30 protein-coding genes, 4 tRNA genes and 1 pseudogene are annotated in these 24,185 nt (G+C 48.6%); 10 read left to right on the top strand and 25 right to left on the bottom strand.

Going from position 1 to position 24,185, the window contains the following annotated elements; all coding sequences use genetic code 11:
• Positions 1-49 precede the first annotated feature (49 nt).
• Positions 50-125: transfer RNA gene (locus tag J5A52_02535), tRNA-Trp, on the bottom strand.
• A 42-nt stretch (positions 126-167) separates the two neighbouring features.
• A complete protein-coding gene (locus tag J5A52_02530; protein ID QUB37936.1) occupies positions 168-1,292 on the bottom strand; it encodes a mechanosensitive ion channel family protein in 1,125 nt (374 codons plus the stop codon).
• Between the two features lie 1,088 nt (positions 1,293-2,380).
• On the opposite strand from J5A52_02530, the gene J5A52_02525 reads away from it, so the two are divergent.
• The 6 genes from J5A52_02525 (at position 2,381) to J5A52_02500 (ending at position 8,750) form a co-directional block, all read left to right on the top strand.
• A complete protein-coding gene (locus tag J5A52_02525) occupies positions 2,381-3,082 on the top strand; it encodes an IS5 family transposase (protein QUB37935.1) in 702 nt (233 codons plus the stop codon).
• Positions 3,039-3,437, top strand: a complete 399-nt coding sequence (locus J5A52_02520) for a transposase (GenBank protein QUB37934.1) — start codon at positions 3,039-3,041, stop codon at positions 3,435-3,437. The genes J5A52_02525 and J5A52_02520 overlap by 44 nt, the downstream gene beginning before the upstream one ends.
• A 190-nt stretch (positions 3,438-3,627) precedes the next feature.
• Positions 3,628-4,860, top strand: coding sequence for a glycosyltransferase family 4 protein (locus J5A52_02515; GenBank protein QUB37933.1), 1,233 nt, complete (start codon positions 3,628-3,630; stop codon positions 4,858-4,860).
• Positions 4,853-6,079: a glycoside hydrolase family 57 protein gene (locus J5A52_02510; protein QUB37932.1), complete on the top strand. Its 1,227-nt coding sequence runs from the start codon at positions 4,853-4,855 to the stop codon at positions 6,077-6,079. Before J5A52_02515 ends, J5A52_02510 begins: the two co-directional genes overlap by 8 nt.
• The gene (locus J5A52_02505) at positions 6,079-8,034 is read left to right on the top strand and encodes a glycoside hydrolase family 15 protein (protein ID QUB37931.1); all 1,956 of its coding nucleotides are present in this window, start codon (positions 6,079-6,081) and stop codon (positions 8,032-8,034) included. The genes J5A52_02510 and J5A52_02505 overlap by 1 nt, the downstream gene beginning before the upstream one ends.
• A complete protein-coding gene (locus J5A52_02500) occupies positions 8,034-8,750 on the top strand; it encodes a hypothetical protein (GenBank protein QUB37930.1) in 717 nt (238 codons plus the stop codon). Before J5A52_02505 ends, J5A52_02500 begins: the two co-directional genes overlap by 1 nt.
• A gap of 85 nt (positions 8,751-8,835) precedes the next feature.
• Here J5A52_02500 and rpmG read toward each other — a convergent pair whose 3' ends face one another.
• Positions 8,836-9,045 (bottom strand): 50S ribosomal protein L33, encoded by a 210-nt coding sequence (gene rpmG, locus J5A52_02495; GenBank protein QUB37929.1) that lies wholly within the window; start codon positions 9,043-9,045, stop codon positions 8,836-8,838.
• A 181-nt stretch (positions 9,046-9,226) separates the two neighbouring features.
• Between rpmG and J5A52_02490 the strand changes: the two genes are divergently transcribed.
• On the top strand, positions 9,227-9,661 hold the full coding sequence (locus J5A52_02490; protein QUB37928.1) for a hypothetical protein: 435 nt from the start codon (positions 9,227-9,229) through the stop codon (positions 9,659-9,661).
• Positions 9,662-9,731: 70 nt separating this feature from the next.
• On the opposite strand, the gene J5A52_02485 is transcribed toward J5A52_02490, so the two are convergent.
• Together J5A52_02485 and J5A52_02480 are read right to left on the bottom strand one after the other, a co-directional pair.
• A tRNA-Thr gene (locus J5A52_02485) sits at positions 9,732-9,807 on the bottom strand.
• Positions 9,808-9,893: 86 nt separating this feature from the next.
• Positions 9,894-10,178, bottom strand: a complete 285-nt coding sequence (locus J5A52_02480) for a hypothetical protein (protein ID QUB37927.1) — start codon at positions 10,176-10,178, stop codon at positions 9,894-9,896.
• 157 nt (positions 10,179-10,335) lie between these two features.
• On the opposite strand from J5A52_02480, the pseudogene J5A52_02475 reads away from it, so the two are divergent.
• Both J5A52_02475 and J5A52_02470 read left to right on the top strand, forming a co-directional pair.
• Positions 10,336-10,503: pseudogene (locus J5A52_02475) on the top strand (helix-turn-helix domain-containing protein).
• A 145-nt stretch (positions 10,504-10,648) separates the two neighbouring features.
• Positions 10,649-11,479 (top strand): IS30 family transposase, encoded by an 831-nt coding sequence (locus J5A52_02470; GenBank protein QUB37994.1) that lies wholly within the window; start codon positions 10,649-10,651, stop codon positions 11,477-11,479.
• Positions 11,480-11,537: 58 nt separating this feature from the next.
• Here J5A52_02470 and J5A52_02465 read toward each other — a convergent pair.
• The 16 genes from J5A52_02465 to secY all read right to left on the bottom strand — a co-directional run bounded on the left by J5A52_02465 (position 11,538) and on the right by secY (position 21,453).
• Positions 11,538-11,622 (bottom strand) — tRNA-Tyr (locus tag J5A52_02465).
• Positions 11,623-11,670: 48 nt separating this feature from the next.
• Positions 11,671-11,747 (bottom strand) — tRNA-Thr (locus J5A52_02460).
• Positions 11,748-11,829: 82 nt separating this feature from the next.
• On the bottom strand, positions 11,830-12,486 hold the full coding sequence (locus tag J5A52_02455; GenBank protein ID QUB37926.1) for a tetratricopeptide repeat protein: 657 nt from the start codon (positions 12,484-12,486) through the stop codon (positions 11,830-11,832).
• 10 nt (positions 12,487-12,496) lie between these two features.
• A complete protein-coding gene (locus J5A52_02450; GenBank protein ID QUB37925.1) occupies positions 12,497-13,330 on the bottom strand; it encodes an AAA family ATPase in 834 nt (277 codons plus the stop codon).
• On the bottom strand, positions 13,308-14,486 hold the full coding sequence (locus tag J5A52_02445) for an RluA family pseudouridine synthase (GenBank protein QUB37924.1): 1,179 nt from the start codon (positions 14,484-14,486) through the stop codon (positions 13,308-13,310). Before J5A52_02445 ends, J5A52_02450 begins: the two co-directional genes overlap by 23 nt.
• On the bottom strand, positions 14,486-15,532 hold the full coding sequence (gene trpS / locus J5A52_02440) for a tryptophan--tRNA ligase (protein QUB37923.1): 1,047 nt from the start codon (positions 15,530-15,532) through the stop codon (positions 14,486-14,488). The genes J5A52_02445 and trpS overlap by 1 nt, the downstream gene beginning before the upstream one ends.
• A 315-nt stretch (positions 15,533-15,847) precedes the next feature.
• Positions 15,848-16,252, bottom strand: a complete 405-nt coding sequence (gene rpsI, locus J5A52_02435; protein ID QUB37922.1) for a 30S ribosomal protein S9 — start codon at positions 16,250-16,252, stop codon at positions 15,848-15,850.
• Positions 16,252-16,689, bottom strand: coding sequence for a 50S ribosomal protein L13 (rplM, locus tag J5A52_02430; protein QUB37921.1), 438 nt, complete (start codon positions 16,687-16,689; stop codon positions 16,252-16,254). Before rplM ends, rpsI begins: the two co-directional genes overlap by 1 nt.
• Positions 16,689-17,084 carry a 50S ribosomal protein L17 gene (rplQ, locus tag J5A52_02425; GenBank protein QUB37920.1) on the bottom strand — a complete coding sequence of 132 codons (396 nt, stop codon included), beginning with the start codon at positions 17,082-17,084 and terminating at the stop codon, positions 16,689-16,691. The genes rplM and rplQ overlap by 1 nt, the downstream gene beginning before the upstream one ends.
• Positions 17,085-18,008 carry a DNA-directed RNA polymerase subunit alpha gene (locus J5A52_02420; GenBank protein QUB37919.1) on the bottom strand — a complete coding sequence of 308 codons (924 nt, stop codon included), beginning with the start codon at positions 18,006-18,008 and terminating at the stop codon, positions 17,085-17,087. It lies immediately after the preceding gene.
• 20 nt (positions 18,009-18,028) lie between these two features.
• Positions 18,029-18,646 carry a 30S ribosomal protein S4 gene (rpsD, locus tag J5A52_02415; protein ID QUB37918.1) on the bottom strand — a complete coding sequence of 206 codons (618 nt, stop codon included), beginning with the start codon at positions 18,644-18,646 and terminating at the stop codon, positions 18,029-18,031.
• The gene (gene rpsK / locus J5A52_02410; protein ID QUB37917.1) at positions 18,646-19,035 is read right to left on the bottom strand and encodes a 30S ribosomal protein S11; all 390 of its coding nucleotides are present in this window, start codon (positions 19,033-19,035) and stop codon (positions 18,646-18,648) included. The genes rpsD and rpsK overlap by 1 nt, the downstream gene beginning before the upstream one ends.
• 17 nt (positions 19,036-19,052) lie before the next feature.
• A complete protein-coding gene (gene rpsM / locus J5A52_02405) occupies positions 19,053-19,439 on the bottom strand; it encodes a 30S ribosomal protein S13 (GenBank protein QUB37916.1) in 387 nt (128 codons plus the stop codon).
• A 2-nt stretch (positions 19,440-19,441) separates the two neighbouring features.
• Entirely contained in the window at positions 19,442-19,558 is a 117-nt protein-coding gene (gene rpmJ, locus J5A52_02400; protein QUB37915.1) for a 50S ribosomal protein L36, read from the bottom strand.
• A 71-nt stretch (positions 19,559-19,629) separates the two neighbouring features.
• Positions 19,630-19,854, bottom strand: a complete 225-nt coding sequence (infA, locus tag J5A52_02395) for a translation initiation factor IF-1 (GenBank protein ID QUB37914.1) — start codon at positions 19,852-19,854, stop codon at positions 19,630-19,632.
• Positions 19,855-19,965: 111 nt separating this feature from the next.
• Positions 19,966-21,453: a preprotein translocase subunit SecY gene (gene secY / locus J5A52_02390; protein QUB37913.1), complete on the bottom strand. Its 1,488-nt coding sequence runs from the start codon at positions 21,451-21,453 to the stop codon at positions 19,966-19,968.
• Between the two features lie 120 nt (positions 21,454-21,573).
• Here secY and J5A52_02385 point away from each other — a divergent pair, with 120 nt between their 5' ends.
• Complete coding sequence (locus J5A52_02385) at positions 21,574-22,095, top strand: GrpB family protein (protein QUB37912.1); 522 nt, start codon at positions 21,574-21,576, stop codon at positions 22,093-22,095.
• 60 nt (positions 22,096-22,155) lie between these two features.
• Here J5A52_02385 and rplO read toward each other — a convergent pair whose 3' ends face one another.
• Genes rplO through rplF form a run of 4 tightly spaced genes read right to left on the bottom strand, consistent with a single transcriptional unit; the run spans position 22,156 to position 24,138 of the window.
• Positions 22,156-22,641 carry a 50S ribosomal protein L15 gene (gene rplO, locus J5A52_02380; GenBank protein ID QUB37911.1) on the bottom strand — a complete coding sequence of 162 codons (486 nt, stop codon included), beginning with the start codon at positions 22,639-22,641 and terminating at the stop codon, positions 22,156-22,158.
• Position 22,642: 1 nt separating this feature from the next.
• Positions 22,643-23,248, bottom strand: a complete 606-nt coding sequence (gene rpsE, locus J5A52_02375) for a 30S ribosomal protein S5 (GenBank protein ID QUB37910.1) — start codon at positions 23,246-23,248, stop codon at positions 22,643-22,645.
• Positions 23,249-23,602, bottom strand: a complete 354-nt coding sequence (locus J5A52_02370; GenBank protein ID QUB37909.1) for a 50S ribosomal protein L18 — start codon at positions 23,600-23,602, stop codon at positions 23,249-23,251. It abuts the gene before it with no gap.
• Positions 23,602-24,138 (bottom strand): 50S ribosomal protein L6, encoded by a 537-nt coding sequence (rplF, locus tag J5A52_02365; protein ID QUB37993.1) that lies wholly within the window; start codon positions 24,136-24,138, stop codon positions 23,602-23,604. Before rplF ends, J5A52_02370 begins: the two co-directional genes overlap by 1 nt.
• Positions 24,139-24,185 lie beyond the last annotated feature (47 nt).

Raw genomic sequence — 24,185 nt, 5'->3', positions numbered from 1 at the left:
GTATTTGGCATTAATAAAAAGATCTCAGGCTTCGAGATCTCCATCAATTTGGCAGGGGAGACAGGACTTGAACCTGCGACACCCGGTTTTGGAGACCGGTGCTCTACCAACTGAGCTACTCCCCTACGCGGACGGTTGATATTATACCATGAGCAACGGCGTTTTGGCTAGTTTTTACGGGCTGGCGAACGCGGCTCGCGCGCTGGTTGTTGTGCGCGCATGCTACCCTCACTAAACGTACGTAACCGCTGATTAATATAAGCATGCACAGGTGTGCGTTTCATGCGGTGCGCGGATTCAGACGTTTTACCGTCTGACGATGATTGCTGCGGACGATCGCGTTTTACACGAACGGCGCGCTTTAAACGCTTGTTAGCTGTTTCATCAGCGTTGTGCGATATTGGCGGCAACGACAGTAATCGCTCACTAGGCTCTTTATCCTCGTCAAACGCACTTACAGCGTTCACGAAAAACTTCTCAATCAACCACTCTCGCCCTGGCGCAGTCTGTCCGACAACAGTAATATGCCAGCGATTATTACCCCACTGATTGATATTGGTGATATGCAACGGACGCGCCAGCATAGTCGGGCCTTTCGGAATCGCGGCGATAACACGCTGAATTGCGTTAACACCACGGTCTTTATCACGCACAAAGATGTCAACCGCGATAGTACGTACACCACGCGGCGCCACGCGCACACCAGTAATATTTTGATTGTGCACCGTGATAAGCTCGCCATTAAGCGAACGGACACGCGTTGACCGTAGCGTGAAGCGCTCAACCACACCAGACAAATCCGAATACGGTTCAAGCTTCACATAGTCACCAATCTTATACCAGTTTTCTGAAATCATAATCGCACCGGCTGTCAAATCGCGCAAAATAATACCGATCGTCTGCCCAGCAATCAACGCGAACATCGCTCCGGCACCGATAGCTGCTAGTCCGCTCGCACCGGATGAGTTATTCCCCGCTGTCGGGCTAAGCAAAATCCACGCTATATATCCAACTACAATTACCACAAGCGCCCGTACAATAGCGATAAACATGCTTAAGTACGTTTCAGTTTGGCGCAATCGCATAGCACGCGCTTCGTCCGACTCTTTGTCGCTACGTGATGCGATACGCTGGGCGATGAAAATTAGGCCTTTCGCTAAAAACTGGCTCAACCAATATGCCACCAACAGGGATGAGATTAAAATAAAGACCGACCGAAACGAGTGCGGCGATAATACGATCTGTTTTATCTCGTCGATAATTGACGAAGCGGTCGGCGTATTTGCGTTCATGTTTTTCTCTGTTGGTTATTAACAATTTTCTATTGTATACAACTAGCAGGTGTACTGTCAAATTGCACAAGCGTTTGGTTCACCAAACGAATCCATAACAAGCCCTAGCCTTTAAGTAGCTGTCTACATTATAGAACAAATCGGGGTTGTTGTAGCGGTTTTCGTATTCTCTTAGGATAAGTCCTAGGTCGTTTAGATTAAAGGTTAGGTCTCGGTAGATATAGCGCAGCGCTCGCTTAATTACACTCCAAGAGATTTTCTATATGGTTAGTGGATCCAAAGAAGCCAGTAGAGTGATTGCAGGCTAGCCATTCATAACCTAGAGCGGGCAATTCATTATAGCCGCTAAATCCATCTGTTAAGACTAGGCTGCCTGCCCGGATGGTTTGTTGCACGGAAGCGCTCGGGCATTCTCTCTATCTCTGCGGTGAATAATTCTTAATCTAATGCGCTGCCTTTTAGGATCTATAGCGCCGATTACTAATCGCTGCTTGGCCCGAACTTCTTCTTGCCAAAGAAGCTGCCCGTCTACCTCGCAAGCACCCTCTAAAATAGCTTCAGAAGGCTTCAGGGAAGCTCGAAAGCGCGCTAGCCACCTTCCGTACAGTTGGGTAGCTAACGCCAGCAATCTTGATCGTTTCTCCTATGCTGCATTTCTGCTGCCAACACCAAATTAGGATAATGATTTGCCTAAGGGTTAGATTGCAATAAGAGAATACCTTGGTATCTGCTTTAACAGAGTATTTCTTTTTGCAATCTGGACAGTACTCATAGTTCTTCCGCAACTTTAATTGCTTGGCTACCGCAATATTTGCAAGAAACCTCTCCCCAGACGCAGCGATAAAACTTACGGTGGCAATGATATTCTGATGGAATATCTGCTAAACTATTCATTAGAACAGTCTCCTCTCTAAAATTAGGTTTGTTTACACTACTTATTTTAGACTAAAGAGGCTGTTCTTTTCTGGATTCGTTGGGTGAACCAGGCGTTTCCGTATGTATTACCCATGCGCTTTATGCTTGGGCGCACACGGCATTGTTGCACAACCCTCTAGACAACAAAAAATGAGCGGTGTTATTCTTTTGGTGTGAAGACTAAAGATAAAAACACTGCTCATACCAATAATAACACTAAAAAGTCTGCTAGGATAACCACGAAGAAGGTTGCTAGGAAGGCTGCCAGGAAGATTACTAATTGGAGCGCGTATAATAACGCCCTCAAGAGTCGAGGAAATCTAAGCATCTTCCTTGCCGAAGATGTTTTTAAGCAAGATGCGCTGAAGCAGAAAAATAATGGTAAAAATGGACACCCGTTTTGTTATTCCGATGAGTTTATTAAATTAATCCTCATCATCCGCGAACTGTTTCATCTGCTACTGCGCCAGACCAGCGGCTTTGCCGAGTTATTGTTTAATGCAATGAAGATTAGCCGAAAGGTTCCAGATTATTCTACTCTCTCTAGGCGAGCTGCCAAACTAACCGTTGACTTCCTGCCGAAATGTCGCTCCAGGGAGAATATTGTTATGCTAATCGATAGCTCTGGCTTTAAGTTATTCGGCGAAGGTGAATGGAAAGCTAGAAAGCATGGCTATAGCCGCCAGCGGACTTGGCGGGAACTACACATCGCTATAGATCACTCTAGCCGAGATATTGTTGGTCTTATTAATACTTCCGCTCATACTCATGACAATACCCAGCTTCTGCCGATGCTAGATCAGGTTCAGTCTCGCTACAGCCCTACCGCTTGTGCAAACCATCATCGGCGACGGAGCTTACGACGCGCAGCGTAATTATCTCGACATCACTAGAAAGCGTGGCATAGAATTCATCGCCCCGCCGCCTAAAAATGCTACACTACACCTCAATACCGGGCGGCACTTTAGTTGGTATGACACACCAGGCTGGGAGGAACGCAACCAAGTTGTTCGGCATGTTATTGAGTATGGTCTAGATGGCTGGAAAGCTGATGTCGACTACCATCGCCGCAGCCTAGTTGAAAATACTTTCTTTAGACTAAAGACCATATTCGGCGAACGGCTGAAATCGCGCACAGAAGCGAACCAACTAACCGAACAAAAACTAAAAGCCCTAATCATTAACCAATTCAATAGCCTAGGACTGCCGAGGTATAGCGGAACCAGCTAACGAGACAAAGCAGGACAAGACAAAGCAGGACGAAGCAAAACCCGCAGCAACTAGGGTGAGCTGAGGGTTTGAGGGTTGGGTTGTGCAACAATGCCGGCGCACACCGCCACCGGTTGCATTTCGCTACTAAGGGGTGTATAACTGTAAGTGAGATAACATAAGGGGAATCAATAAACCGCAAGGTGTACACATGAAGATTTTAATGCTTGGGTGGGAACTTCCACCGCACAACAGCGGCGGGTTAGGTGTAGCATGCTACCATCTATCCAAGGCGCTCGCAAAACACGGCGCGTCAATTGATTTCATTCTGCCCTACTCGGCTCGGCATTCAAATATAGACTACATGGACGTTCATGCAGCGACAGAGTTAACACCACTGCATAGATTTGGCACAATAGGCGCGTATGGCGGCAAAGGTGTTGATACGCTTGATCTTGACCAAGTTGATATGCGTGATCTGCAAACAATGCGCGGTTTGCAAAAACGCTACATCAAATACGTTGAACGTTTTGTACGCAAGACGGGCAGCCCTGATATAATCCATGCGCACGATTGGCTTACAATTGAAGCGGGCTTGCGTGCTAAAGAACTGACTGACGCGCCACTGATTGTTCATGTACATGCTACTGAATTTGACCGCGCCGGTTCGCATAACGGTGGCAATCCGGTTATTCATGAAATTGAATACAACGGTTTGATGATGGCAGACCGGATTATCGCCGTAAGCAATATTACCAAGCAAATTATCGTACAAAAATATGGCATTCCAGCGGACAAAATTGAAGTGGTTCACAACGCGATTGATGTTAATTCGTTTGGCGACTACGAATACGACCGCCGCACATATCGTTATCTTGAAGTGCTAAAAAATGAGGGCTACACGATAGTATCGACGATCACGCGCTTTACGGCGCAAAAAGGTTTAGTGCAATTGATGCAAGGCGCGGCGCGGGCGTGTGAGCGCTACGACCGGTTCGCGTTTTTGTTCGCCGGCGATGGCGACCAGCGCGACGAGCTTATTCAGCTTTCTGCGGATCTTGGTATTTCCGATAAAGTGTTTTTCAGCGGATTCGTGCGCGGCAAACAATGGCGCGATGCGTATAGTGTATCAGACGTGTTCGTGATGAGCTCAGTATCGGAGCCGTTCGGACTAACGGCGCTTGAAGCGGCACACCATGATACGGCGCTGATCATCACTAAACAATCCGGTGTCGGCGAAATATTGCAAAGCGTACTGCGTTATGATTTTTGGGATACCGAAAAGCTCGCCGACCAGCTGGTGGCACTTGCAACGTCACCAGCGCTGCGTGATAGCTTGAAACGCAATGTCAAAAATGAGTACGCGCGTATCAGCTGGAATGATGTCGCTGAAAAATGCATTCACGTCTATAACAACATGAAAACAGGAGAAGTCAATGAGTAGCAAGCGCGGAATCGTATTATATCTGCACGTTCACCAGCCGTGGCGCGTGCGCGAATACACGGTGTTTGATACAGCAGTAAACCACGACTATTTCGGCGAATGCAAAGAGCCGCATCGCAATAACCGTGCAATTTTCGAAAAAGTCGCCGATAAGTCATACCGCCCAATGACGCAGCTACTTAAGCAGCTGCTTGATACACATCCGGACTTCAAAGTATCGCTGTCGATTTCCGGCACAATGCTTGAGCAAGCCGAAGCCTGGGCACCCGATGTGATTGATGCATTCCGCGCACTCATTGATACTGGGCGAACCGAAATCGTCGCCGACACATATTACCACAGCCTTGCGTTTTTCTTTAGCCGAGCAGAGTTTGAGCGACAAGTCGCATTATACCGTGCGAAGATTCGCGATTTGTTCGGTGTCGAAACGCAAGTTTTCCGCAATACCGAACTCAGCTACGACAATAATCTCGCTAAATGGGCGGATGACAACGGTTTCAAAGGCATTTTAGCAGAAGGCTGGGATCCAATTCTCGGGTGGCGCAGCCCGAACTACGTGTACCGTCCAATCAATACGAAACATATTAAATTACTAATGAAAAATTACCGCCTGAGCGACGATATTGCATTCCGCTTCGGCAACCGCGATTGGGAGGAGTTCCCCCTGCGCGCCAGCAAGTACGACACCTGGCTGAATAACGCGCTCGGCAACGACGGACAGATTGTGAATTTGTTTATGGATTTTGAAACGTTCGGCGAGAATATCTGGGAAGATACAGGCATCTTCTCATTCTTTTCAGATTTCGTTGACCGGTGGCTGAAGAATCCTGCCAACACGTTTTATACAGCAAGCGGTGCGTGCGATGCATTCGACGCAGCAGATGAAGTCGATTGCCCATACACGACCACGTGGGCAGACACAGAACGCGACCTCACAGCGTGGCTCGGCAATAGCATGCAGCATGAGGCAATGCGCCATTTATATGAATTAGAAGACGACGTCATGCGTACCGACGACGCCGATTTGATCTCAGACTGGCGACGCTTGACTACGAGCGACCATCCATATTATATGTGTACAAAATGGTTCTCTGATGGCGATGTGCACGCGTATTTTAGCCCGTACAATTCGCCGTATGATGCATTCTTATATTTCATGAACGCACTGCGCGACATTCGCTACCGCGTATATGAACACCACCGGCACGGAGAATTTTAATGGCGCGGCCAATCGTACTGAGCAACGGTGAACTCCACGTCGGACTAAATACGTTCGGCGAAGTACATGATTTTTACTTCCCGTATGTCGGACTTGAAAATCACACTATCGGCAAAGAAACGAGCCACCATATAGGTGTGTGGGTCGACGGCAGGTGCTCGTGGCTGCATGACGGCTCGTGGACGTTCGTATTTAGCTATCCGCACGACGCACTAGTCGGACATATCGTCGCAAAAAATCAGACGCTTGGCGTTATGCTTGAATTTGATGATACAGTCGACGGCGAACTCAACGCGTTTATGCGGAATATACATGTCGTTAATCTTGACGCACACGATAGAGATGTACGACTATTTTTCCGCCAGGCATTCGTCATTGGCGACTCCGCTAGCATGACCGACACGGCGCAATTTTTGCCAAACGACCAAGCAATTGTTCATTACCGCGGGCGGCGCACCTTCGTTATTTCCGGCACCGACGATCAGAAACGCGCGTTTGATCAGTACACGATCGGGCTATTTGGCACCGAAGGGCGTGAGGGTACATTCCGCGATGCCGAAGACGGCGAATTATGGAGCTGCCCTGTCGAACATGGGCGCGTCGATTCGACGATTCGATTTAAGTTAGCTCTTAAAGCGCATAGCTCTGCGCGCGTACACTACTGGATCGCGTGCGGCACGACGCTGCGCGAAGCATTGTTTGTGCATAAACAACTGCGCGATAATGGTCTGAACGACCGCTACATTCTAACAACAAAATGGTGGTATCGCTGGCTGCGCCCCGCCGAAAAGGTTTCACGCAAAATTGATCCAGCGTACCGCGAACTATTCCTGCGGAGCGTCATGCTGCTCAAAGCTCACATCGACAAGCGCGGCGCAATTATCGCTAGCACTGATAGCGGCATGTTGAATTATTGGCGCGACGCATACGCCTACTGTTGGCCGCGCGACGGCGCATATGTGTTGTGGCCGCTGATTCGCATGGGCTATTACGAAGAAGCGTACCAATTTTTCGATTTTTGTAGGCGCGGACTGAACTCTGGCGGGTTTCTGATGCATAAATATCGGGCAGACGGCGCGGTCGGCAGCAGCTGGCATCCGTACGTTCATGATGACGGTTCCGTAACACCGCCGATTCAAGAAGACGAAACGGCGCTGGTACTATTCTTATTCGGTCAATTGTATCGTAATACGAATGATCAGCGGCTTATGAAACGTTTTTATGAGCCGATGGTCGTACCGATGGCGGATTTCTTGGCGAGCTACATTGATTCGTCTACCGGCTTACCGAAGCCATCGTACGATTTGTGGGAAGAGCAATACATGACGACTACTTATACAACAGCTGTCGTCTACGCTGCACTATCGGCAGCAGCAGATTTAGCAGACGATAATCATGATGATGGGCATGCGGTCGCCTGGCGCTCAGCAGCGTCGGACATCGCCGAAGCGGCGCAGAAATATTTAGTCAACCACGACCGCGATGCACTCTACAAAGGCTTACGCCGGCATACTGACGGCTCATACGAGCCGGACCAAACGATTGATTTATCAAGTATCTACGGCGCGTTTATGTTCGGACTTTTTTCTGCTGATAGCGACATTGTCGAGCGCGCAGTGCAAACGGCGCGACGCGTATTCAACGTGTCGCCCGATCGCCCGGGCGTTCCTCGCTATGAAAACGACAACTACCGCCGCCGTAACCCATCGAGTCTCGGCAATTGGTGGTTCGTCACATCGCTGTGGCTCGCACAGTATGATTTGGAAAAAGGCGATGTCGCATCGGCGCGCAAGACACTTGCGTGGGTGCGTGCTCACGCTCGGAAAACTGGCACATTGTGTGAACAAATCGACCCTGAAACAGAGGAAGAAGAATCAGTTTCGCCGTTATCGTGGAGCCAAGCAGAATTCGTTTCGACCGTACTTGACACAATCACGAAAGGAACAAGCAAATAGTGTCTGGACGCGACCGCCTAAAGATTAGGCTTGCGCGGGCGCTGCACCACATGACGCCGGCGCACGTTGTACGGACGCGCCTGACGAAGAAAACGATTCAGAATTTTGCCGATCAAGTCGGGCTGGTTTATTTTGGCTATGTTGACCAGCGCGATGGCGATCGCCGCCCAGTGCGCGGACACACTGTATCGCACACGCACATTGATAATCACGTTTGTATCGGTACAGTGCGCGGCTACAATGCGACAGTGCTTATTCGCAATGATGTCGTGCAGCTTCACGCGCCGAACACGGCCGCAAAAACCAAGCGCCAGCGTTGCCATTGGCTCATCGTGGCGATTGACTTGCATACTCCGCGGACAGTTCCGCACGCTTACATTGGGCTCAAACAGCACGATGCCGTATACCGTTCGTCGTATTCGCACGTGCGACCGCTCGCAATCGGGAATCTCGCGGCGTACGCGCCCCAGTTTTTGAGCAAATATACGGTATACGGCACACCAACGCATGCGCTCGAAATTGAACAGTTAATTTCGCCGCAAATCGCCAGCGTCATCACCTCGCATTTTAGCAAAATGAGCATCGAAATCGACCGCGGCACAGTGTACGTTTATTCCGAAAACGAGCAGCCGAACGAAGTACAGCTTGAGCGAATTTTGTCAAATGCGCTATGGATCGCCGAAGCAATTGATACGGCGTATGGCGCCGAATTGTGAGGGCGCAGTCATTTACGATCCACTTACTGCAGATAGCAAAACCGCCCGTGATTTTAGAGCGGTTTTTATTACGTAAAACAGATTGCTAGCCCTTGCGCGGCTTCACCTCGTTGCGGCCGAGCGATTTCTTCGTTTCAGTATACGTTGCGTGCTTGCGCGCTTTTGGATCGTATTTGCGCAACTTTAATTTATCCGGCGTATTCATCGTATTTTTACGCGTAACATACGTACGATGCCCCGTCAGCTCACTGACGAGCGCCACAATCTTCCGCTTGGTGTTATTCTTCTTTGCCATAACTTCCCTTTTTACCTTTGTACTAAGCTTCGACTATACAATATAACAGATTGGGGGCGAGATTTCAAGGCGGAAGCCAGGCTGGTACAAAAGCACGTTCGGTTGTGTTGAATTTATTGGTAAAAAACAGTAGTAATATGATTTATGCGATGTTTTTTTATTATCATCTATAGTAGTAATTATGAAATGGCGAACTTGCGCTGTTGTTACCAATCTAATGCTACTCGTTTGGTTTGCTCTTGACATGGTTGGTATTAACTTCAGTGGCACATATCTTGTTTCGCAGTCATGGCAGGATGATGGAGTATTTTTTCTTATTGCCATCGTCTGCTTTCTTCTGTTTTTATTCAAAGAGAAAGTAGGAAGATACGTAATTGTTACGTGGCTTACTATCTGGCTTATCACACAATTCCTAAACCACTGGCTCTTCACAATCGTTGGCGGCACTGGCGCGCAAAATCTTAGACGCTTCTTCTCCCGCTCGCTTCACTGGACAGAATCCAAAACGCTGTACATTCCCGACATTTATCATACTGTATTGCGCATTTTCATTGTACTTGCGCTTATTGCCGCCATCTTATATGTACGGTCGCGCAAGAATTCAGGGCGCACATAACTAAAAAGAAATATCTCAAGTTTAATAAAGGCCGCCCGTGAGGGCGACCGAATTGCGGATAAATCCAACGTGGAGCCACGATCGGGGCTTGAACCCGAGACCTCATCCTTACCATGGATGCGCTCTACCAACTGAGCTATCGCGGCACATATCACCACGCTTCGCAACATACTTGCGGAGCATAGCACTTCAAGATTATACCAAACTCCACACCCCCTGCCTAGTACGTCAATTATTTTCGGCGGGGAGCTCTAGCAGATTTAGTTTCGGGTTTTGGTAATTTCGGCGAAACGATAGAGTCAAGAAGCAGCCACATGACGGCATTTGCAATGTACACGCCCGCTATACCTACGGCAGAAAGCATCAGTGCTCGACTGACATCCGTACTAACTAGCACAAGCATACCCGCAACAGTAGACAGCAGTACGGCTATTGTTATGTACGCCCGCTGCAATTTTGTACGCTGGTTCCGGTCGCCGTTCCACTCGGCAGCAAATTGCCGCAAAAACTCTCTCATATTTTAATTATAGCATAACTTTACGTAAAAAGCAATCAAGCCCTACACCAACCCCTCAACCGCAACACTCCCCATACAAAAAGAGGCATCTTGGTTCGTCCTTTGTTAAAATTGGATCTACGAAAACAACCTAATTTTAGCAGAAAGGTATTCCAAAATGCCTCAAAGAGAGTATACACAACTTTCAAGCGAAGAGCGAATTGTTATTGAAGCGCTGCTTAGAAGCTCAGCCAGGGTGCGCGAGATAGCTCGCATGCTAAACCGCAGTCCCTCAACCATCTCTCGGGAGCTCAGGCGAAACCAAAATTTTGCCAAAAAGACCAGAGTTAATAAACCTAAGGAGCTGGGACTAGACTCGAGACACTTTCGCGGTACCGCCAAAGTGCCAGTGATTCGCGAAAAGAAAGCTCGGCATAGAAGACGCCTGTGCCAATTCGAGAGAATAAACTACTTGGCTAAATCCGCCCAGCATAAGATGCTGGCTAGATGCAAGAAACAATCCCTGCTGCTCGGAGCTTTCTGGATACCAGCAAACCAGAGAGTTCGTTGAATCGCGCCTCAGGCTGCGTTGGTCTCCCGAGCAGATTGCTGGCAGGCTGCAGATAGAGATTAACAAAAGAGACAAATCTGCTAGCTTGTCTTACATCTCGCCTAAAGCAATCTGCAAATACGCCAAGAAATACAACCTCCATAAACACCTGCGGCGCCGCGGCAAGAAATACAGATGCAGCCGTATACCTGCCGTACCTGCCGGCTGGATGTCTGCCGGCAAACGCAATATTGCAGCTAGACCCGGCGTAGTGGATGAACTCGGGCGCTTAGGCGACCTAGAGGGCGATACCATCTTCGGCAAAGATAGCCGAGACAGATTGCTAACTCACGTGGAGCGAAAGACGGGGTTAGTCTCAATTAGCCTAGTGTGCGGCTATGATGTACATAAGATACAAAAACAGACCATGCTTGATCTAGAAAGGCTCAGCAGGCACACCGGAGCCTTGCCAAAGACCATAACCTACGACAACGGCGTAGAATTTGCCGGTTGGAGACAAACCGAGAAAGACCTAGGAGCGGATATTTACTTCGCCAATCCCTACCATTCCTGGGAACGAGGCAGAAACGAAAACGCCAACGGGCTCATCCGCGACTTCTTCCCCAAAGGCACTGACTTCAAAAAACTAACTAACCGGGATATATTAAAAGTAGAATCCATGCTTAACAACCGACCAAGAAAACGATTCCAGTGGCTAACGCCACTGGAATACGCCGCGTCTTTGGGTGTTGCGGTTGAGGGGTGGGTTTAAGGCATATCTATACAAAAACAAAAAAATCCCCTCAGGCACGGAGATAAGAAACAAAAAATGGTACCGGAGGTAGGACTCGAACCTACGAAGCTAAAAAGCGGGAGATTTACAGTCTCCTGTCATTGCCACTAGACGACTCCGGCATGACGATGGATAACGCAAGCTCATAAATATGAAAATCTTGCATAACATGGAGCCGCTTCTCGGAATCGAACCGAGGACCTGCTGTTTACAAAACAGCCACTCTAACCAGCTGAGCTAAAGCGGCACGATAATATCCAGAAAATTAGAAAGGTACTAGCTTGCGCTCAAGGTATAGTGTAGCGTATTTGCGCAACGAGAGCAAGCCCTTACATAGTGACGCGACGAGGCTGCTTGATGCGCGCGGCAGGCGGATTCTTGCTATTGATCACGTGATTGATTCTCTTGCGTAATGCATCGGCTTTTTCCTGTTCGCCATTACGCTCGTAGGCGTCTGCTAAAATATTGTAGCTTTGCACACTCGGCTCTAGCTCAATCGCACGCTCTAGGTGCTCAAACATTCGCTTTGGATGGTCAAGCTTTTCCTGCACTTTTGCGTACGCAATATGGCGCGAAGCAACCGTTTCTTCCATTGTGAGCGCCTGTTCAAACGCCAGTGCTGCTTTTTCGTAATTTTCAGTTTCATAATAAATCAGACCAACGTTGTGCAGGCTTGACGCGCTCGGCTCTAAGCTCTGTGCAATCTCAAAACATTCGATCGCATCGCTGTACGCTTGCTGCTTGGCGTATAAAATACCGAGCCGATTATAGGCGGTTGCATTGCGTTCATCAATACGTAGAATGGTCAACAGGGCTTTTTCAGCACGCAAGTATCGCTGAGACTTTAACGATTCCTGAGCAATTTCCCATAATTTATCAAGTTTCGCCGACAGTTTTTGCGGTAAATCCCGTGTCGCTTCACTTGGCGACTGCGTATACCACAGAGTAAAAATCCCAACCGCAACGACAAACAATAATCCAAACATACTGTCGCTATTATACCATTGACAGAACCAGAGCAACAAGCTGCAAGCGTACATTCCCGTTGACAGCGATTCGTTCGTATGCGTCGGCGATATACTCGCTTTTATAAATAAGACTGCGCGACGGATTACGGTGCAACGTATGCGTAATGATTGCGAGACAGTACGATAATAGTTGCTGTGCCGCCCGTCGATCAGTGTAACGCATAGCAATCGCAGCACGTTGATAGTTTGATTCGCGAATGAACTGCTGCGCATCGCGCATGATATCACCAATTTTCTCTAGATTCACTGGGTCGCGTGCGAGCCGTGTAAGCGCAGCGGGCTTTCTAGATGCTAAAAACAAAAGCTGTTGCTCTGTACGCGGGTCATTGACGCCAAGCAGCTTAAGCAGTTGGCGTGTTTGATGTAACGAAATTGGTCTAATACTAAAACGTTCTACGCGCGACAAAATCGTAGCGAGCAGCAAATGCGGTTTGTGCGACGTTAGAATAAAGTGAACGTGCGACGTTGGTTCTTCAAGCAATTTCAAAAATGCATTCTGCGCCCGGTGATTCATACGGTCGGCATCATCAATGATAAAAATCGTTCGCACAGCAGCTCGTCCCCTCGCCTGCTGGCGTAGCTGGTGAATCGCATCAAGCTTAATCAAGCCCGCAGGAGCAACGGTGCCATCTTTATCGGTCGGTTGAATTATTGCGGCAATATTTGCACCAGCGACATACTTTGCAGCAGTGAGCAATCCAGCGCCGTCAGCGCCAGTTAGCAATGTTGATTGCGGCAAGTCAGCGGCGAGCGCGTCAAGCTGCTGTTTCGTTGTGCTTTCAAATAGCAAGGTCGACATCATTCGCCTCTGGAAATAGCTCAATGAACTCGCGCGGAATCGGCGCGGTGAATGTGCGGCGGTCGCCTGGCGCGATAGTGATTTCAAGGGAATACGCATGCAAAAATAGCCGCGCGGCTGGCACGCCGTACACGCGGTCGCCAGTGATCGGCGCGCCGACATGCCGCAAATGCACGCGCAGTTGGTGGGTGCGTCCAGTAAGCGGGCGAAGCAAAACGAGGCTTTTGCCGTCGCGGTGTGCAAGCGCCTTATATACCGTTTGCGCAGGCTTGCCATTTACGCCTGGACGCCAGATGCTCGGAGCAGCAGGATTGCGGCCGAGCGGAACGTCGATTTTTGCATGCGGCTGCTTCAGTATGCCGTCCACGATCGCTAGGTAATATTTTTTCGTTTTACGTTCGGCAAATTGTTTTTTAAGCCGCGCTGCCGATTCCGGCGTTCGCGCACCGATTAGTACGCCGCTCGTGTCGCGGTCAAGCCGGTGGACGATGCCGGGGCGGTTCGTATTCAGTCCAACAGTAGTATAACGCCGAAAAAAGTCAGCGACCGTAAATTCGTCGTTCAGTGCACCCTTACTGTGCGTCAAAATCCCTGCCGGCTTATTAATGACGATAACATTGTCATCTATGTACAAAATCGGAAGTGCCTGGTTGCTGTAATCTGCCGCACTCGGTAGATTAATTTCAATCCGATCTGCTTCGGTAACTTCTTGCTTCGGGCTTTTAGCGGGCGAATTATTAACAAAAATATTACCAGATTTAATATATTTTTGCCATGTACTACGGCTATATTCAGGATGGCGCTCAGCGAGCACGACATCAAGACGGCGTTTACTACTCGTTAACTGAAACAGATATAAATCTTTACCTTTGAACGGTAAGCCGTAAGTTGTCAGATCACTTGTCGGATTTTCATAAAGCACCCCTTCGGCGTCGCTCTTTGCAGTGAATATCTGCCGCATGATATACGACTCACGGTCCTCAGCGGTCTCATCAAATAGGACAAAAAAGCACTTGCGATCAAACCGAAACGAAACAAGCCAATTAATTGGGCTAGGATTCGTGACGTTAATCTGATCAATATGGCGCGGCACATTATCGTCAGTTGCCACGTTAAACCGGCGCAAAATCGCTAATAGGTCGCTTGCGGTGACTTTCATTAGCGCCTCAATCCGACAGCTTTTTGCACGCGCAAAAGTGTTTGGCTGGCGGTTTGGCTAGCGGTGATTTCAGATGATTTGAGTTTGCGCAAAATAACATCGTTGTCGACCTGCGCCAAGCGTGCTTGGAAGTCCGCGAGAAATTCCGCCATCTCATCTGCAACAATTTTTTTGAATTCGCCGTAACGTTCTAATCCGGTGAATTCGTCAACAGTCTGCCTTAATGAGACCACACGGCCGTTTGCCTGGCGTACAAGCGTCAAAATTTCTAACAAATTGCTGATACCAGGCTGCGCATCTTTATCGTAATGCACCCGCCCAAGCGAATCGGTTGCTGCCGACATGATTTTTTTACGCGCAGCATCCGGCGTATCGCTTAAGAAAATCACACCCTTGCCTGTTTCGTCCGATTTACTCATTTTTTTCGTAGGATTTTGCAAGTCTTTGATGCGCAAGCCCTGGTCTTTACCAAAAAATTGATGTTGTTTTGCAACCGGTTCTGGCACGGTAAACAATTCGCCAAACTTATGATTCATACGCTCAGCAATATCACGCGTAATCTCCAAATGCTGCGTTTGGTCATCGCCGACCGGAACATACATGGCATTATAAAGCAAAATATCGCTCGCCATTAACACAGGATAGTCAAACAAGCCGACCGACACGCGATCATTTGACAGCTTTGCTGACTTATCTTTGAACTGTGTCATACGCTCCATCTCGCCGAAACCGACAAAATTATTAAGAATAATCGTCAATTCGCTATGCGCTGGCACGTAGCTTTGGCGGTACAGCTGAATTGCATCGTCATCAAGCGGTAAGCCGGCCGCCGTGTAGACGCGAGCATTGTTCATAATGCTATCAAACAGTTGGCTGTGATCAATCGGCGTCGTAAAACTATGCAAATCGGGAATAAACAAATTAACAGTATACTCAGCCGAGCGGCGCCGCGCCATGTCAATAATCGGCAGTATCGCGCCAAAATAATTGCCGATGTGCAAATCATTGTTGGCGCGAACGCCAGTGAGAATAACGGGTTTAGTCATAAGTAACTCCTATTATAACAGGTATTTTTATTAGAAAAATAATCGGCTCCAGTAGTGCTGCGCGGCAACCTGATTAACCGCTGAACAATAAAACCAAAAAAGCCAAGCCCGCCGATTGTGTGGCGGGCTGATCAGTAATTTTTAGAAATCATCTACAAAGCACAGAGCAAACCGCCACATAACGTGCCGGTGCGCCAAGCGAATGTGATTTGTGATAATACCATGCACCTATTATATCATAGTTACGAAAAAACCACTCCTGCCTGCAGAAGCGGTTTTTTGTAAGTTCGCTGGACGGAGTAGTACGGAAAGCCTTTAGCGCTTTGAGTACTGCTCTCGCTTGCGGGCGCTGCGTAAACCGTATTTTTTGCGCTCCTTTTCGCGCGGGTCGCGCTTCATGAAACCGGCTTTTTTCAGCGGAGAACGCAAGTCTGGCGCGCTGACGGTAATCGCTTTAGCAATTGCCTGCTTGATTGCGTCAACCTGCCCACTTAGGCCACCGCCTTTTACGAGCACGCTGACATCAAATTCCTTTTGCTTGCCAACGAGCGCAAGCGGATCGGTGATCTCAGCAAGCAACGTTTTGTTGCCTGATAAGTAATCACTGGCGAGTTTACCATTAATCGTCACCTTGCCCTTACCGGCTATCAGACGGGCGCGTGCCGTTGCGCTTTTGCGCCGACCTAACCCATAGTCATATGGTACAGTGTTTGTAGCCATTAGTTAACCTCTACTTTCTCTGGTTTTTGCGCGGCGTGCGCATGCTCACTTCCAGCAAAGATCTTCAGTCGAGCTAAACGATCTGCAGCGAGCTTATTTTTCGGCAACATGCCTTTAACCGCAAGTTCAATAATACTCTCTGGACTCTTTTTGCGTAGCTCTTTAAGCTGCGCTTCTTTAAGCCCACCCGGAAATCCGCTGTGACGATAGTACATCTTATCGGTTTCTTTGTCACCCGTGACCGGCACTTCGGCGGCGTTAATAACAATAACATAGTCACCACCGTCAACGTGCGGCGTATAAGTTGGCTTATACTTACCAATCAGATATTTAGCGATTTCGGTTGACAAGCGTCCAAGCGTCGCGTCTTTAGCGTCAATTAAGATCCAACGCCGGCTGACATCAGCTGGTTTTTGACTATAGGTGCGATCTACCATTACCTTGCCTCCTTTTCCGACTTCGGCATATCTTCCAGCTCGTCAACAAACTCAATAACCGCCATCTGAGCGCCATCACCCACACGTAACCGTGTACGCTCAACACGAACATGTCCGCTGGTGCGACTAGTTAGCTGAGGCGCAATTTGATCAACTAGCTTAACAGCAGCAGCTTGTGTGCTAAGCCCAGCAATAACCGCGCGACGATTTGCAAGATCACCTTTTTTGGCCTTTGTAATCAACTTTTCAATGTAGCGCACGAGCTCTTTGGCTTTTGGCAGCGTCGTTTCGATCCGCTCCTCCATCACCAAGCTCGTCGCTAGACCTTTCAGAAGCGCTCTGCGCTGATCGCGTTCGCGACCAAACTTGCGCCCTTTATATCCGTGTCGATGCATTTAGAGCTCCAATTCTGCTAATTTATCTTTAACTTCGTCAAGTGCTTTGCTGCCAAAACCTCTAAGGTCACGCAGGTCTTGCTCGCTAAGCGTAACCAGGTCGCGAACCGTGCGAATACCATTGTTAATAAGCGCGTTTACCGTACGAGCACTCAAGCCTAGATCTTCAATTGACCGATCAAGCTCGTCTACGTCGTCTTTAGCTTTAGTGCCAAGCGCCGGAGCGGCTTCAACTTTCGTACTGCCTGCCAATGCACTATATTGATTTACTAAAATCGCAGCGGCCTCTTCAAACGCTTCGCGTGGCGTGAGTGAACCGTCGGTTTCGATCGTAAGCTCCAACTTGTCAAGGTTTGTCTCTTGACCAACGCGGGTCGGATCAACTTTAAACCGCACACGCGTTACCGGACTAAACATCGCGTCGACAGCGATCATGTCGCTGTGCAAACGCTTTTCGCTTGACTCTTCAATCGTTTGGTAACCACGCCCGGATTCAACCACGAGGTCAAAAACGGTCGTTCGGCTGTCATCGTCAACAGTACAGATGACGTGATCTGGGTTCATTACCTCAACGTCAGCATTCGCTTGAATATCAGCGGCAGTGATTTCACCCGCACCGTGTTTCTCAAGACGCAGCTCAATAGGCTCGTCGGTCGCAATACGAAAATTCACACCTTTGAGGTTTAGCATGATGTCGACGACATCTTCTTTGATGCCCGGAACAGTCGTAAACTCGTGCGTGGCACCCTCAATGCGAAACGCCACAACGGCACCACCGCGGATACTTGAAAGCAGCACGCGGCGCAAGCTATTACCGAGTGTGTTACCGTAGTTGACATGCAGAGGCTCAACGATAAACGTACTCGAAAATTCGCTATTATCAATAATCTGAGCGAGTGCTGGATTGTGAATTACTTTAGACATTTTATATCTCCTTACCCTTTTTAGCGTGAGTAGTACTCAACAATTAGCTGCTCATTAATATCCGCTTCAGCTTCCTCGCGCTTCGGCGTACCAGTGATCTCAATCTTCAGCTTTTTAACATCACCCGTCAACCAGCTAAGCGGTACTTGCGACGTATTGCTGTAGATATCGTTTATATTCGTGAAATAGCCTGATTTGACGCTCTTTGGACGAACGGTAATAATATCGCCAGCTTTAACGCGAATTGACGGAATATCAACACGGCGGCCATTGAGCTCAAAATGCCCGTGGCTCACGAGCTGACGTGCTTGGCGGCGGCTCGTTGCGAAACCAGCGCGATATACGGCGTTATCTAAGCGCAGCTCCAGGAATTTCAGCAGGTTTTCACCAGCAAGTCCCGGCTTGCGAACCGCTTCGTTCATCAACTTTGCAAATTGCTTTTCAAGCAAACCATACATGCGACGCACTTTCTGCTTTTCACGCAGCTGCGTAGCGTACATACTCTGCTTACCTTGGCGACCATGCGCGTGTTCGCCCGGAATACCACTTTTGCGCGCAAGAATCTTATGCGCTTTCGGATGAAGCGCAACGCCCTCGCGGCGACTCTGCTTCACTATTGGGCTTCTATCTCGTGCCATTATGCCCTCCTTGCCTTTCGTGGACGGACACCGCCATGCGGAACACCAGTCACGTCTTTGATACTGTTAACTGTGATATCAAACGTACCGAGCGCACGAATCGCCGCATCGCGACCCAAACCAACGCCTTTGACGAAAACGTCAACCGTGCGCAAGCCGTAGCTACTTTTGGCTGCTTCAGCCGCCTTCTCGGCAGCAATTTGTGCAGCATAAGCGGTACCTTTTTTACTGCCGCGAAAACCACATGCGCCAGCACTCGACGCAGTAAGAGCATTGCCCTTACTGTCCGCAAATGTCACAATTGTATTGTTAAATGTTGCTTGTACATGCAGCTGACCGTTCGGGACAGATCGGCGCTGCTTTTTCTTTGAAGATTTTGCTTCTGCCATAATCTAATCCTTCCTCATCAAGTCTTGCTTGCTGCTTTTGGTTGCGCGCCACCCACGGCGATTGCCTTACCCTTACGAGTCCGTGCATTCGTACGAGTACGCTGACCGCGAGTTGGAAGACCAGCCTTGTGGCGCAAGCCACGGTAGGCATTGATGTCTTTCAGACGCTTAATATTATTTGTCACCAGGCGTTGCAAATCGCCTTCGGTTACATAATCGTTGTCGATAATGTCGCGAAGCTTCTGCTCTTCAGCCTCGGTGAGATCTTTCACCCGAGTGGTCGGCTCAATCTTTGCCGCCGCAAGGATGTCTCGTGCAAACTTCGATCCGATCCCGTAGATATACGTGAGCGACACCTGCACTTGCTTATCGTCGGGGATGACAACCCCAGCAATTCGAGCCATGCTTAACCCTGCCTTTGCTTATTTTTAGGTTTTTTCTTGTTGATGACACGGAGACGGCCTTTGCGCCGAACCAGCTGATCATCAGGGCTGATTTTTTTGACACTCGCACGAACTTTCATGAGCGTACAAACTCCTTCAGGAAAAACCCTGCGTTAATGAAATCCGATGATATCAGGTCGGATTTCGGTTATTAATCACGTGCGCGGAATACGATTCTACCCTTAGTGAGATCATATGGGGTTAACTCGACTTCCACAGTATCGCCTGGGACTAAGCGGATGTAGTGCTTGCGCATTTTGCCGCTAATGTGAGCGATAATACTTAGGCCGTTCTCCAATTCTACCTTGAATTGCGTATTAGGCAGTGCTTCCACTACCTTGCCGCGCAATTTGATAACTTCCTTAGAACTCGCCATAGATATACAGCTTGGTATTATAGCCTAGGTTGTAGCAAAAGTAAATAGGCTACGAGAGAAAACGTCTGCACCACGCAATTCGCGTACATATGCCTATGTATAGCAAGAAATCTACCCTTTGGCACGGCGAAGTTTACTGAATTTCAGCTTCAGTAAGCGGCGCTTTTTTGTATTACTGCCGCCAAGTTCGTCAACATCAAAGTCGTCATACGTCACCATCAACGCCCGCGAGTTGACCTGGCGCAACGTCTCAAGCCCAACCGTCACAACGATAAGTAGTCCTGTACCGCCAATTGATAAATTCGAGATACTCAGCCCAAGCTGCGCAAAAATATAATCCATAATAAACGGCATAATCGCGATAACGCCAAGCGCAATTGAGCCGAACAATACTAAGCGATTGACAGTCGTACTCAAATACTTCTCAGTCGTCGCACCAGGGCGCACGCCCGCGATAAAACCGCCCTGCTTCTGCAAGTTTTCAGCGATTTCATTTGCATTAAACACTATACCGGTATAGAAATAAGTAAACGCAATGACGAGCAAAAAGTATAATACTGGATAAATCATCACCGTCCAGTCGCCATTAGCAAAGTTTTTAGCGGTTGGCGACTGAAACCATTTAACCAAGTTGTTCGCGACGGTTGCATTAGCACCCGGCATCACTTTCATGACCTGCCCGACGAACGCTGGCAGACTGAGAAATGCAACGGCGAAAATAACCGGAATTACGCCCGCAGCAATAAGTTTGACAGGCAAAATACTCTTGACTCCACCATAGCTCGTGTTGCCTGCCACGCGCTTAGCATAATTGATAGTGATAACGCGTTGCGCTTCGTTGATCTTCACGAGCATATACAACAGGAGCAACCCGATAATGCCGATCGCTAAAACGAGCCAAAATGTCGTCGGGTCTACTGGCACATTAAACCAGCCGAACACGCTAAGCTGTCCTTTTGCTGTCGAGAATAACGAGCTGATAAGTGTGCCAAACGTTGTCGGCAACTGACTAATAATACCAGCAAAGATCACAAGTGATATGCCGTTACCAATACCTTGCTCTGTCATTAATTCCCCGATCCACATCAAAAGCACTGAGCCGGCGGTCATTGACGTGACAGCTATCACCCATTGCCACGGTGTAGACTGCGCACTGCCGGTAGTTGATCCAGCGAGTACTGATTGCTGCAGAATGTATACGAACGCAATTGATTGCACAATAGCCAGCGGCACTGTCACGATACGCGTCCATTGCTGGATTTTGCGCCGTCCAGACTCACCGTCTTTATGTAGCTCTTCAAGTTTCGGAATCGCTTTCGTTAGCAACTGCGTAATAATACTTGCAGTAATAAACGGGCTCATGCCGACAAGTACAATTGAAATCTGGCTCAGCGCACCACCGCTCATTAGGTTCAAAAAGCCGCCAAAGTCACTGCTACTCACTACGCCTTCAATGATACTTTTTAATTCCGTTGGATTCGCAAGCGGCACTGGAACATGCGCTAAAAACCGAAACGCAACAATCAAGCCAAACACAATGCCCAGACGTTTTTGCATATCTCGATTCTTGAGCGAGCGGACAACAATTCTCCAATTCATACTACAACCCTCTATCTCTAATAAATAACTTCCCATAGTATACACGATAGCGTGCGGGATTGCTAGATAGCGTGAGCATCATTGACGATATGGTACTTCGATGATTTAATAAAGATAATTATGGTTGTCATAATTAGTTCGCCCGACGAAGTATATGTTAAATTATTTGATAAAATTGCATTTCACTTGCGTGCAATATTGCCCAAACGACAAATTCATCATGTCGGCAGCACGGCCGTTCCAGGACTCGCCGGTAAAAACATTGTTGACGTACTAGTTTCAGCGCGCAACATTCACGATATTGCAGCGATAAAACGTCGCCTACAAAAAGCCGGTTTTTTCCCTGGGTCACATAGCAACCCTGCGGATGGCTACGTATTTATGGCGTCACGGCGCGAAGAAACAGTCGCAGGCGACATTCATATTCACATTGCAGTTGCGGGCACAACGCGCCATGACGATTTTTTGCTACTGCGTGATTATTTGCGCACCCATCCTGAAGAAACTAAAGCATACGCCGCAGCAAAATCTGCAATCGTATGCGATACGAACGGCGACCGAAACCAATATAAATTACGTAAAAGTAAATATGTTACTGAATTGCTTGGGCGAGCGCAGCGCTGGAAATATAATTGTAATTAACAAGAAAAGCGCCCCCGAGAATACCAGGAGCGCTTCCGCGTATCGACAAACGGACTATCGCTATTTCGCTTCGTCTTCCGCCTCAGCTTCTTTGGCTGATTTTTGCAGCGGCGTGGCTACTTTTTCAAACGAGCCACCGACTTTTTCAAGTGCTGCGATTACGCTCTTTGATGCGCCCTGCGTTTTCAGTGTAATTTTTGTGGTTAATTCACCGCGCGAAATTACTTTCACGGTGTAGAACGGCGTCATGATTAAGTCCGCTTCATACAATGCAAAGTTATCTACCTCGCCTTTCAGCTCATTCAGGCGATCTGAGTACACAACCTGCGCCGGTACACGCAAGCTCTTGAATCCGCGCGCTTTTGGCACGGCGCTTACGATACCATTCTGTCCGCCCTGGAACATCGCACGAAGCTTCTTGCCGGTGCGAGCATTTTGACCTTTCGTACCGCGACCAGCAGTTTTACCACCGCCCGCTGAGATACCGCGCCCTACGCGCTTACGGCTCTTATGGCTGCTAACTTGGAGTTCGTTGTATTTCGTCATACTATTCCTCCTCTCCGGCTTTTGCTTTCGCGCTCGCTTTGACACCGAGCCACTGCTCGTGCGGCACCAGGCCATTGAGCGCTTCAATCGTCGCGTAAGCAATATTCACTTTATTTGTACTGCCAAGCGACTTCGAAAGCAAGTTGCGAATACCCGTAACGCCTATGATAGCGCGCACCACACCACCGGCAATGATACCCGTACCAGGCGCTGCTGGTTTAATTAGTACGCGAGCGCCGCTCAATTTGACTTCCATATCGTGCGGAATCGTCTCGTTAGCGACTGGAATCGTAATCAAGTGCTTCTTGGCAACATCCGTTGCTTTTGCAATTGCCGCTTGCACATCTGCACCCTTAGCAACACCGACGCCGACTTTATTTTTGTGATTACCTACGACGACGAGCGCCTTGAATCGGAAACGGCGACCGCCTTTCACGACGCGCGCTACGCGGTCAATATTGATTACCACTTCTTCAAATTCTTTTGGCGCGTCATCGCGCTTGTTGCGCCGGTCATCGCGGCGACCACCTCGTCCTTGCCGGCCGCTGCGCGAAGCGCGTCCGCGATCGGCGCGAGGTGTGGTTCGTTCTGTAGCTTGTTCTGCCATTTAGAACTCCAATCCTTCCTTGCGTGCAGCCTCAGCAAGCGCCTGTAGACGACCAGCATACTGGCGTCCGTTGCGGTCAAAGACAGCTGCGTTAATTTTAGCTTTCTTGGCTTTTTTAGCAATATCCGTTCCAATAGTCGTACATTTTTCAGTCATCGTGCCTGATATTTTTGTACCGACTGTAGTAGCGGAAGCAAGCGTCGTACCAGTCACGTCGTCAATCAGTTGTGCTGATACATGCATGTTACTAATAGTCACGCTCAAGCGCGGGCGTTCCGCTGTGCCATTTACTTTCGCACGCACGCGCGCCTTGCGCAGGCTTCGGTTCAACAGTCTCTTTGCAAGATCACTCATTATTTCTTACCAGCCTTTCCTGCTTTGCGCAAAATTTGCTCACCGAGATACATAATACCTTTGCCCTTGTATGGCTCCGGTTTCTTAAGTGCACGAATCTCTGCTGCTGTTTGTCCAACTTTTTGCTTATCAATACCACTGACGACAATTATCATCTTTTCATTGGATACGTTCACGCCTTCAGGCGCTTTATATTTGACTTCGTGGCTGAAACCAAGGCTCATTGTCAGCTCGTTGTTGCTAGACGATACGCGAAAACCGACGCCCTTTACTTCTAAACGCCGCTCGTAACCCTGGGTTACACCCACGACCATGTTATTGATCAATGCCCGCATCAACCCATGTTGAGCGCGCGCCTGTCTCGACTCATCTCTGGGATGAACCGTGACTTGTCCGTCTTCGACTTTCACATTGACAGCTGGAGTAATGAACTGGACGAGCTTACCCTTTGGGCCTTCGACTGTTACATCACCAGAGTCAACCGTGATTGTCACACCGGCCGGAATAACCACCGGCAGTTTTCCGATTCGACTCAGACTCATGTCTCACCTTTCGTTAGATTTTAAATAACTTGGCTATTGTA

The organism is TM7 phylum sp. oral taxon 349 (genome assembly GCA_018127705.1).
GTDB lineage: Bacteria > Patescibacteriota > Saccharimonadia > Saccharimonadales > Saccharimonadaceae > Saccharimonas.
This window is presented reverse-complemented; position numbering and strand designations above follow the sequence as displayed.